General features: G+C 65.0%; 8 protein-coding genes and 1 tRNA gene. All 9 read right to left on the bottom strand.

Going from position 1 to position 10,420, the window contains the following annotated elements; genetic code table 11:
• Positions 1-3,752 (bottom strand): DNA-directed RNA polymerase subunit beta (gene rpoB / locus ACFE7U_RS15920; protein WP_375410695.1); only part of this gene is annotated, 3,752 nt, incomplete at its 3' end.
• Positions 3,753-3,999: 247 nt separating this feature from the next.
• Positions 4,000-4,371: a 50S ribosomal protein L7/L12 gene (gene rplL / locus ACFE7U_RS15915; RefSeq protein ID WP_375410694.1), complete on the bottom strand. Its 372-nt coding sequence runs from the start codon at positions 4,369-4,371 to the stop codon at positions 4,000-4,002.
• Positions 4,372-4,433: 62 nt separating this feature from the next.
• On the bottom strand, positions 4,434-4,952 hold the full coding sequence (rplJ, locus tag ACFE7U_RS15910; protein ID WP_375410693.1) for a 50S ribosomal protein L10: 519 nt from the start codon (positions 4,950-4,952) through the stop codon (positions 4,434-4,436).
• Between the two features lie 543 nt (positions 4,953-5,495).
• Entirely contained in the window at positions 5,496-7,121 is a 1,626-nt protein-coding gene (locus ACFE7U_RS15905; RefSeq protein ID WP_375410692.1) for a B12-binding domain-containing radical SAM protein, read from the bottom strand.
• A 192-nt stretch (positions 7,122-7,313) separates the two neighbouring features.
• Positions 7,314-8,012 carry a 50S ribosomal protein L1 gene (gene rplA, locus ACFE7U_RS15900; RefSeq protein WP_375410691.1) on the bottom strand — a complete coding sequence of 233 codons (699 nt, stop codon included), beginning with the start codon at positions 8,010-8,012 and terminating at the stop codon, positions 7,314-7,316.
• 12 nt (positions 8,013-8,024) lie between these two features.
• A complete protein-coding gene (rplK, locus tag ACFE7U_RS15895; protein WP_375410690.1) occupies positions 8,025-8,474 on the bottom strand; it encodes a 50S ribosomal protein L11 in 450 nt (149 codons plus the stop codon).
• Positions 8,475-8,667: 193 nt separating this feature from the next.
• On the bottom strand, positions 8,668-9,201 hold the full coding sequence (gene nusG, locus ACFE7U_RS15890; RefSeq protein WP_375410696.1) for a transcription termination/antitermination protein NusG: 534 nt from the start codon (positions 9,199-9,201) through the stop codon (positions 8,668-8,670).
• Between the two features lie 64 nt (positions 9,202-9,265).
• Entirely contained in the window at positions 9,266-9,568 is a 303-nt protein-coding gene (gene secE / locus ACFE7U_RS15885) for a preprotein translocase subunit SecE (RefSeq protein WP_375410689.1), read from the bottom strand.
• Positions 9,569-9,786: 218 nt separating this feature from the next.
• A tRNA-Trp gene (locus tag ACFE7U_RS15880) sits at positions 9,787-9,863 on the bottom strand.
• Positions 9,864-10,420 lie beyond the last annotated feature (557 nt).

Genomic DNA, 10,420 nt, shown 5'->3' with positions numbered 1-10,420 from the left:
AGCTTCAGCATGTAGATGTAGCCCATCGTCACCTTGCGGTCGAAAGGCTCGCCGGTGCGGCCGTCATAGAGGGTCGACTGGGCCGACCGGTCGAGACCGGCCATCTCCAGCATCGCCTCGATATCGGCCTCCTTGGCGCCGTTGAAGACCGGGGTCGCCATCGGCACGCCGCGGCGGACGTTGTTGCCGACCTCCGCGTATTCCTCGTCGCTAAGCCCTTCGAGCTCGGACGGGGAATAGATCGCCTGCATCTCCGCCTTGAGGGGCGCGATGTCATGGCTGCGCAGGTAAGCGTCCACCGCGAGACCGACCTTGCGGCCGAGACCGGCCGCGGCCCAGCCCAGATGGGTCTCCAGGATCTGTCCGACGTTCATCCGACTCGGCACGCCGAGCGGGTTGAGCACGATGTCTGCATGGGTCCCGTCCTCGAGGAACGGCATGTCCTCGATCGGCACGATGCGCGAGACGACGCCCTTGTTGCCGTGGCGGCCGGCCATCTTGTCGCCGGGCTGGATCTTGCGCTTCACCGCGACGAAGACCTTGACCATCTTCATGACGCCGGGGGGCAACTCGTCGCCGCGCTGCAGCTTCTCGACCTTGTCGAGGAAGCGCTGCTCCAGGCGCTTCTTCGACTCGTCGTACTGCTTCTGCATCGCTTCCATCTCGGTCATGAGACGGTCGTCGATGACGGCGAACTGCCACCATTGCGAGCGCGGATACTCATTGATGAGCTCACGCGTCAGCGTGGTCTCCTTCTTGAACCCCTTCGGTCCGGCGATCGGGGCCTGCCCCACCAGCACGCCGGACAGGCGCGCATAGGTGTTGCGGTCGAGGATGGCCTGCTCGTCGTCGCGATCCTTGGCGAGACGCTCGATCTCCTCGCGCTCGATAGCCTGGGCGCGCTCGTCCTTGTCGACGCCGTGGCGGTTGAACACCCGCACCTCGACGATCGTGCCGGTAACGCCCGGCGGCACCCGCAGCGAGGTGTCGCGTACGTCAGAGGCCTTCTCGCCGAAGATGGCGCGCAGGAGCTTCTCCTCCGGCGTCATCGGGCTCTCGCCCTTCGGGGTGATCTTGCCGCACAGGATGTCGCCCGCGTGGACCTCGGCGCCGATATAGACGATGCCCGCCTCGTCGAGGTTCTTCAGCGCTTCTTCCGAGACGTTGGGGATGTCGCGGGTGATCTCCTCCGGACCGAGCTTGGTGTCTCGGGCCATCACCTCGAATTCCTCGATGTGGATCGAGGTGAACACGTCATCCTTCACGATCCGCTCGGAGAGCAGGATCGAGTCCTCGAAGTTGTAGCCATTCCACGGCATGAACGCGACGAGCACGTTGCGGCCCAGTGCCAGCTCGCCGAATTCCGTCGAGGGGCCGTCGGCGATGATCTCGCCCTTCTTCACGGCCTCGCCGACACGCACCAGCGGCTTCTGCGTGATGCAGGTCGACTGGTTGGAGCGCTGGAACTTCTGGAGGCGGTAGATGTCCACCCCCGGCTTCGTCGCATCCGCTTCTTCGGTCGCTCTGATCACGATACGGGTCGCGTCGACCTGGTCGACGATGCCCGACCGGCGCGCACCGATGGCGGCCCCGGAATCGCGAGCGACCACGGCTTCCATGCCGGTGCCGACGAACGGCGCGTCGGCGCGAACCAGCGGCACCGCCTGGCGCTGCATGTTCGAGCCCATCAGGGCGCGGTTCGCGTCGTCGTTCTCGAGGAACGGAATCAGCGCAGCGGCGACCGAGACGAGCTGCTTCGGCGACACGTCCATGAGGTCGACGCGGTCGGGCGCCACCACGATGACGTCACCGGCCCGGCGGCAGACCACAAGGTCTTCCGTGAGCTTGAAGTTCTCGTCCATCTGGGCGTTGGCCTGGGCGACGAAGTACTTCGCCTCCTCCATCGCCGACAGATAGGACACCTCGGTGGTGACGACTCCGTCTTTCACCCGGCGGAACGGCGTCTCGATGAAGCCGTACTTGTTGACGCGCGCGAAGGTCGCCAGCGAGTTGATGAGACCGATATTGGGGCCTTCCGGCGTCTCGATCGGGCAGATGCGGCCGTAATGCGTCGGGTGGACATCGCGCACTTCGAAGCCGGCGCGTTCGCGGGTGAGACCGCCGGGGCCGAGCGCCGAGAGGCGGCGCTTGTGCGTCACTTCCGAGAGCGGATTGGTCTGGTCCATGAACTGCGAGAGCTGCGACGAGCCGAAGAACTCGCGCACCGCCGCCGCCGCTGGCTTGGCGTTGATGAGGTCCTGCGGCATCACCGTGTCGATATCGACCGAGGACATCCGCTCCTTGATCGCGCGCTCCATGCGGAGCAGGCCGAGGCGGTACTGGTTCTCCATGAGCTCGCCGACCGAGCGCACCCGGCGGTTGCCGAGGTGGTCGATGTCGTCGATCTCGCCCTTGCCGTCGCGCAGATCCACCAGCGCCTTGACGACCGCGAGCATGTCCTCGCGGCGCAGCGTGCGCACGGTGTCCTCGGCGTCGAGGTCGAGGCGCATGTTCATCTTCACGCGGCCGACCGCCGAGAGGTCGTAGCGCTCGGAATCGAAGAACAGCGAGTGGAACATCGCCTCCGCCGTGTCGAGCGTCGGCGGCTCGCCCGGCCGCATGACCCGGTAGATGTCGAACAGCGCGCCCTCTCGGGACGAGTTCTTGTCGACCGCGAGCGTGTTGCGGATGTAGGGGCCAACATTGACGTGGTCGATGTCGAGGAGCGGGAGTTCGGTGATTCCGACCTCCTCGAACGTCTTCAGGAGCTTGTCGGAGATCTCGTCGCCGGCCTCGGCCCAGATCTCGCCGGTCTTCGGGTTGACGAGATCCTCGGCGATGTACTGGCCGATCAGGTCCTCGTCGGCGGCCTTCAGGAAGTTGACGCCGCGCTCGGCGATCTGCTTCGCGTTGCGGGCATTCAGCTTCTTGCCAGCCTCGAGCACGACCTCGCCCGATTCCGCATCGACGAGGTCGACGGAGGCCTTGAAGCCCTTGAGGCGTTCGGCGTCGTAGGGCACGCGCCAGTCGGCGCCGTCGCGATCATAGGTGACGCGGTTGTAGAAGGTCGACAGGATCTCCTCGCCGTCGAGGCCGAGCGCGAACAGCAGCGACGTCGCCGGCAGCTTGCGCTTTCGATCGATGCGGACATGCACGATGTCCTTGGCGTCGAATTCGACGTCAAGCCAGGAGCCGCGATACGGGATGATGCGAGCGGCGAACAGCAGCTTGCCCGACGAGTGGGTCTTGCCCTTGTCGTGGTCGAAGAACACGCCCGGCGAACGGTGCATCTGCGAGACGATGACGCGCTCGGTGCCGTTGACGATGAAGGTGCCGTTCTCCGTCATCAGGGGCATGTCGCCCATGTAGACGTCTTGCTCCTTGATGTCCTTGACGGACTTCGCGCCGGTATCCGGGTCAACGTCGAACACGATCAGGCGCAGCGTCACCTTGAGCGGTGCCGCGAACGTGATGCCACGCTGGCGGCACTCGTCGACGTCATATTTCGGCTGTTCGAACGTGTACTTGACGAATTCGAGGAGCGCGGTCGCCGAGAAGTCGGAGATCGGGAAGACCGACTTGAACACGGTCTGCAGGCCCTCGTCGCCGCGGCCGCCCTCCGGTTCGTCCATGATCAGGAACTGGTCGTAGGATGCCTTCTGAACCTCGATGAGGTTCGGCATCTCCGCCACTTCCTTGATCTTTCCGAAGAACTTCCGAATGCGCTTGCGACCGACCAGCGTATTGGCCATGTGTGACCTCGCTCCACCATTCCAGCGTAGGGTGCCCGGGGAAGGCCATCAGCCTCCCGCCGCCAGGCGCTGGAACCCGTCCCGCCGGACGAGCCCACCCGAATTGATCTCGTCGCACCCGTCCCAGGGCACATCGGCCGCCGGAAGCGACCTTAGCCCGCGGGTGTGAACCCGCGGGCCTTGGGGGCCGGCAGGCCCGTAGTGGACCTGCCGGAAGCGTCGAGCCTGATCTGGCCCGGCAATCGTCTTACTTGAGCTCGACCTTGGCGCCGGCCTTCTCGAGCTGCGCCTTGATCTTCTCGGCCTCGTCCTTGGTCACGGACTCCTTGACGGCCTTCGGAGCGGCTTCGACCAGATCCTTGGCTTCCTTCAGGCCGAGGCCGGTGATCGCGCGGACCTCCTTGATGACCTCGATCTTCTTGTCGCCAGCGCCGGCGAGCATGACCGTGAACTCGGTCTGCTCCTCGACGACGGCAGCGGCAGCCGCCGGTCCGGCGGCAACCGCGACGGCGGCAGCGGCCGAGACGCCCCACTTCTCTTCGAGCATCTTGGCGAGGTCGGCGGCCTCGAGAACGGTGAGCGACGACAGGTCGTCGACGAGCTTGGCAAGATCAGCCATGGTTCAGTTCCTTGCAGTCTGTCGGTTTGAACGGATCGGTTTGACGATGAGGGAAGCGCACTTCAGGCCGCTTCGTCCTTGGTGGCATAGGCCCCGAACACGCGGGCGAGCTTGGCCGCCGGTGCGTTGACGACCTGGGCGATCTTGGTCGCGGGAGCCTGGATGAGGCCCACGATCTTGGCGCGCAGTTCGTCGAGGGATGGGAGTGAGGCGAGCGCCTTCACACCATCCGGGTTCAGGGCAGTCGTTCCCATGGCGCCGCCGAGGATGACGAGCTTGTCGTTACCCTTGGCGAAATCCACCGCTACCTTGGCAGCCGCGACCGGGTCGCTCGAATAGGCGAGCAGGGTCGGACCCTTCAGGAGGGGCTTGATGGAGGCGACGTCCGTGCCATCGAGAGCGATGTTGGCGATGCGGTTCTTGGTGACCTTCACGGTGGCACCGGCCAGCTTCATCTGCGACCGCAGCTTCTGCATCTCGGCGACCGTGAGGCCCTTGTAGTGGGCCACGACGACGACGGCGGTGTTCGTAAACACGCCGTTGAGCGTCGAGACGAGATCAGCTTTGGCTGTCCTGTCCACTGGGGCTCTCTCCGGTTGGCGGGTCCCTGCGAGAGGGGCCGCCGGTTGCACATGCCGCCCGGGACGGAACTCGACTGAAACGACAGCCGGAACGCCCTGGACGACGCTTCACGGCCCTGTCCCCTGGAGTCCGCCGATATGGTGGACGACACGGGCGAGATGGTTCAAACCGACGCCTCTCAGCTCTGCGCATCGCAGCGAAGGGAGGATGTTGAATTCGGTCTTCCCCGTCTGTGCAGGCTGACGGATTAAGCCGGTCACCCGGCGCCTGCAGTCTCGGACAGGACATGGCCGGACGAAGCCCCGAGACGCTTGACGCTCCTCGGAACCCTCCAGCCATTACCACTCGATCGCTCGAGCGATATCTCAAACGGAATACGACCGATCGGCCGATTCCTTTCTTGGTATGAAAACGTTGAGAGGGGTCTATAGAGCCTCGCACGTCGCATGCCAAGGGGGCGACGACGACAATTGCGTCGCAGGGGAACGATTTGGCTTGACGCCTTTTGCTCGATCGCCCTGACCCGGAAAGGGACTTGCCGCCTAAGTCGGCAGGAACCTGCGCGCCGCCTGCCACCACGGTTTGCGTTCGGCCCGCTTCTGGTCGGCTTTGGCAGCGTAGAACGAAGCGTTGTGCTCGCCGCGAAGGGCCTCGCGGGTGAAGCGGATGAGGTGGTGGGCGACGAAACCCATGTTGAAGACCGCCTCGATCTGCCCGCGCTTCAGGGCATGACCCGCCGCGCGCCAGAACACCCGGCGGTAATCCGACATCAGCCCGACCCGGAGCGCGATGTTGAACCCGAGGATGAGTCCGCGCCGTAGATTGGTCCGTGTCAGCTTGCCCTTCATCGGCGTCTTGATGCGGTTCGGATAGGTCACCTCGACCTGGTGGCGGAAGCGCTCGAACAGGTGGGCGGGTTCGTAGGCATGGGCGATGGCTCGGCGCCAGCTCGCCACCACGTCGTCGTGCGGTCGCTTGAACAGGACGTTGGACTCGAGCGCGGCGTCGTGGACGAGGCGCCCCTCGCGGATGAGTCGATCCCACAGAGGCGTCTTGGGCAGCGCTTGCAGCAGATTCATCGTCAGGACCGGCACCGCCGACTTGTCGATGAAATCGATCAGCTTCTGCTCGGAACTGTCACTCTCCGTATCGAGCCCGAGGATGATGCCCGACGTGACCTCCAAACCGTAGCTGTTGAGCGTCTCGATCGCCTCGTACATCGGCACGGCGGCGTTGTGCTTCTTGTCGATCCCGGCGAGCGCGTCCTCTTCCGGCGTCTCGATGCCCACGAAGACCGTCATGAAGTTGGCCTGCCGCATCAGCTCGAGGATGTCGGGCTGCTTGGCCATGTTCAGGGTCGCCTCGCAGGCGAACTGAAGCGGGAAGTGGTTCTTCTTCTGCCACTCCACGAGGTGGGGCAGCATGTCCTTCGTCGCCTTGCGGTTGCCGATGAAGTTGTCGTCGACGAAGTAGACCACCGCCGGGTGGCCAGGCTGTGCGATGATGGCGTCGAGCTCGGCGCACATCTGCTCAGGGGTCTTCAGCCGAGGCTGCCGGCCGTAGAGCTGCGGGATGTCGCAGAACTCGCAGCGGTAGGGGCAGCCCGACGAGAATTGCAGCGAGCCGATGAGATAGCGCTTGAGGGGCGCCGCCTCGTAGGCCGGCGACGGGAAGTCGGAGAGCGGCAGCCGTTCCTTGGTCTCAAGCCGTACCTGGGTTGGCGGGATCGACAGGTCGCGGTCGAGAATGTCGACGAGTTGGTCGGTGGCGTCGCCGATCTCGCCGACATGGAGATAGTCGAATTCGGGATATTCCTCGGGCGCCCCGGAAACCGAGGGACCGCCGAGCACCGTCACCCTGCCGGCCTCATGCGCACGGGCATAGATGTCACGGATCTGAGGAGCCTGGATGTGCATGCCCGACACGAACACCGCGTCGGCCCAGGCGAAATCCTCAGCCCCGGCCCGCTTGATGTTCTCGTCGACGAAACGGCACTCCCAGGTCTCGGGCATATAGGCCGCGATGAGGAGAAGCCCCTGGGGCGGCATGAACGCCTTCACGCCGCCCATCAAGGGGTAGGCGTGGGCGAAGGTCCCGAAGGACGGCGTGTAGGCGGGAAAGACGCAGAGGATGCGTCGGCGGGACAGGACCGGGAGGGTGCATCGCATGGCAGCGTATCTAGCACAGGCTGAGCCCGAATCGTCCCCCTGCTTCTGTTCGATCACGCCGATTTTTGTCGCGCTCTCTCCCGCGAGGCGTGCCGGAGAGGCAGCGAGCCTCCTCAGCGAAGGCCGTCGTTCCAAATGAGAATGCCCAGCCACATGGGCCGGGCGTTCTCGATCAATGCAACTTGAATCGGCTCAGGCGGTGAGAACGCTCGCCGGCTCCACCTTCACGCCCGGACCCATCGACGAGGTCACGGCGACGCGTTGGATGTAGGTGCCCTTGGCACCGGCGGGCTTCGCCTTGGCCACGGCATCCGCGAACGCCTTGATGTTCTCGACGAGCTTCTCGACGTCGAACGAGACCTTCCCGATGCCGGCATGGACGATGCCGGCCTTCTCGACGCGGAACTCCACCGAGCCGCCCTTGGCGCCGGCGACGGCGCCCTTCACGTCCATGGTGACGGTGCCGACCTTCGGGTTCGGCATCAGGCCGCGGGGGCCCAGCACCTTACCGAGACGACCAACGAGGGGCATCATGTCCGGGGTCGCGATGCAGCGGTCGAACTCGATCTTGCCGCTCTGGACGATCTCGAGGAGGTCCTCCGCGCCGACGATGTCGGCGCCGGCGGCGCGGGCGTCGTCGGCCTTGGCGCCGCGGGCGAACACCGCCACCCGCACGGTCCGGCCGGAGCCGTTGGGCAGGTTGCAGACGCCGCGGACCATCTGGTCGGCGTGGCGCGGGTCGACGCCGAGGTTCATCGAGACCTCGACGGTCTCGTCGAACTTGGCGCTGGCCTTGTCCTTCACGAGCTTGATCGCTTCATCGATCGTGTAAAGCTTGAGCGCGTCGATGCCCTCGCGGGCGGCGCGGATACGCTTGCCTTCGTGTGCCATTGTGCCCTCCCCTTAAGCGACGACGTCGAGGCCCATGGCCCGCGCGGAGCCACGGATCATGGCGACGGCGGCATCCACCGAGTCGCAGTTCAGGTCGGGCATCTTCCGCTCGGCGATCTCGCGAAGCTGCGCCTCCGTGACCTTGCCGACGTTCGGGCCCTTGCCTGGCGTCTTGGAGCCAGAGGCCGGCTTCTTGCCGATCTTCAGGCCGGCGGCCTTCTTCAGGAAGAAGGTGACCGGAGGCTGCTTCATCTCGAAGGTGAAGGACCGGTCCTGGTAGGCCGTGATGACGACCGGGATCGGGGTGCCCTTCTCGATCTGCGCGGTCTTCGCATTGAAGGCCTTGCAGAATTCCATGATGTTGAGGCCGCGCTGACCGAGCGCGGGACCGATGGGCGGCGACGGATTGGCCGCGCCGGCGGGGACCTGAAGCTTCACGTAGCCCGTGATCTTCTTCGCCATAGGGACTGCTCCCACAGAAAAGTCCGCCGCCCGGCTGCCTCAGCACGGTCGGTTCGGACGGTTGCAGATCGCGGTGCGGCCCGTGGACCCCGGCGGCGAACCGGGCGGGCCTCCCGCGTGTGATGGACGAATAGTTGGTAGCGAGCAGAAGGCCGTAACCTTCGCTGTTCGCTGCTCCCTATCCGCTCCTACGTCAGGCCTTCTCGACCTGGGCGTATTCCAGTTCCACCGGCGTGGCGCGGCCGAAGATCGAGACGGCGACCTTGAGGCGCGAGCGGGCCTCGTCGATCTCCTCGACGGTGCCGTTGAACGATGCGAACGGACCGTCGGCGACGCGGACGATCTCGCCGATCTCGAAGGAGATCGAGGGCTTCGGGCGGTCGACGCCCTCGGCGACCTGCCCCTTGATCCGCTCGGCCTCTGAATCGGGGATCGGCACCGGCTTCGACTTGTCCGCGCCGAGGAAGCCCGTGACCTTGGGCGTGTTCTTGATGAGGTGGTAGACCTCGTCGGTGAGGTCGCACTTCACCAGAACGTAGCCGGGGAAGAACTTGCGCTCGGCATCGACCTTGCGGCCGCGACGAACCTCGACGACCTTCTCGGTCGGCACCATGACCTCATCGAAGAGTTCGATCAGCCCACGCTGGGCCGCCTGGTCCTTGATGGACTGCGCAACCTTGTTCTCGAAATTCGAGTAGGCGTGGACGATGTACCAGCGCTTCGACACGGTTCTCACCAAATCCTGACGTCGGTCGGCCCCGGCGCCAAGCGCCGGGCGGGCCGAGGAATGCTTAGGCCCCGACCCCGAGGATCAGGGTCACGAGGTAGCGGAGGACCTGATCGACCAGGGTGAAGAAGATGCTCGCCACGACGACCATGATGAAGACCATCACGGTCGTGACCACGGTCTCCTTGCGGGTCGGCCACGTGACCTTGCGGCCCTCGTCGCGAACCTGGGCGAGAAATTCGAACGGCCCGACGCGCTTGGGCGCGGGTCGCGCCGGCGGGGTCGCGCGGGGCGGCGTCGGCGTCGACGGACCGCGAGACGATCCTCGCACCGGCTCGATCTTCTTCGTCGCTTCGTTCGATGCCATGGCGCTAACAACAGGGGAGATCGGGCCGGGAATTGAAGAACGTGCTGACAGGGGCACTGGTCGAAGCCCGCAGCGGCAGCATTCATCGATCTCGGAGTGCGACCGCTCTAGCGCAAGTCTCGTCACTTGTCGACTAGGCGGAAAACGTCTGGCTTGCCGGGCCCTTGGGCTGGTCGATGCGCATCCAGGGCAGCGGCCGAACTGTTAGATAACCGAACTGGCAGGAGTGGAGGGACTCGAACCCGCAACCTCCGGTTTTGGAGACCGGCGCTCTGACCAGTTGAGCTACACTCCTACGCGCGAGGCTCCATGCCCCATACCTGCAACGGGCGCAAGAGACTCGCGGCGCGGGGCGACGAAATTTGGTGTTCTCTAGCGGCCGTGTTCGGCGAGTTCGGGGCTGTTCAGGGGACGGACGCCTTGCTTCGAGTAAGAGAACAGCTCCGGGCTTCGGCTATAGGGGCCCTTGCTCGCATATGAGGCAACGGTGTTTGCGAGCCGCGCTTTTCCCGCGGCATCGGACGACCAGGCGATGAGGATATCGCGTGTGGGGACGGCGGCAATGATGCTCGGTGTCCCGCCAGCGCGAGAGCTGTCGAATGCAGGAGGCTGCGCCGGGACGGCCTAAATCGCCGAATCGAAACCATGAGATCGCCTTTCGGCTTGCAACTCACGGTTAGAGAATGATTAAGCCGACAACCCGTCAGGTCGAGCTGTCGGCTTAAGTATGGAGATGCGGCCCAGGCGACGCCGGTGTGCCTGATCGGCACCGGCGTCGCGTCTCAGGTGGGGCGCTCAGTCGTTGATGGCAGCGACGACGCCGGCTCCGACGGTTCTGCCACCTTCACGGAT

Origin of the sequence: uncultured Methylobacterium sp. (assembly GCF_964251405.1) — a bacterium.
Taxonomy (GTDB): Bacteria; Pseudomonadota; Alphaproteobacteria; order Rhizobiales; family Beijerinckiaceae; genus Methylobacterium.
Note: the sequence above shows the minus strand (reverse complement) of the source record. Positions and strands in the feature narration are given on the sequence as shown.

What these genes read in the sequence shown, in the direction of transcription:
- rplL (WP_375410694.1), bottom strand. Translation starts at nt 4,371, where the DNA reads ATGGCTGATCTTGCCAAGCTCGTCGACGACCTGTCGTCGCTCACCGTT.
- ACFE7U_RS15905 (WP_375410692.1), bottom strand. Translation starts at nt 7,121, where the DNA reads ATGCGATGCACCCTCCCGGTCCTGTCCCGCCGACGCATCCTCTGCGTC.
- rplA (WP_375410691.1), bottom strand. Translation starts at nt 8,012, where the DNA reads ATGGCACACGAAGGCAAGCGTATCCGCGCCGCCCGCGAGGGCATCGAC.
- rplK (WP_375410690.1), bottom strand. Translation starts at nt 8,474, where the DNA reads ATGGCGAAGAAGATCACGGGCTACGTGAAGCTTCAGGTCCCCGCCGGC.
- secE (WP_375410689.1), bottom strand. Translation starts at nt 9,568, where the DNA reads ATGGCATCGAACGAAGCGACGAAGAAGATCGAGCCGGTGCGAGGATCG.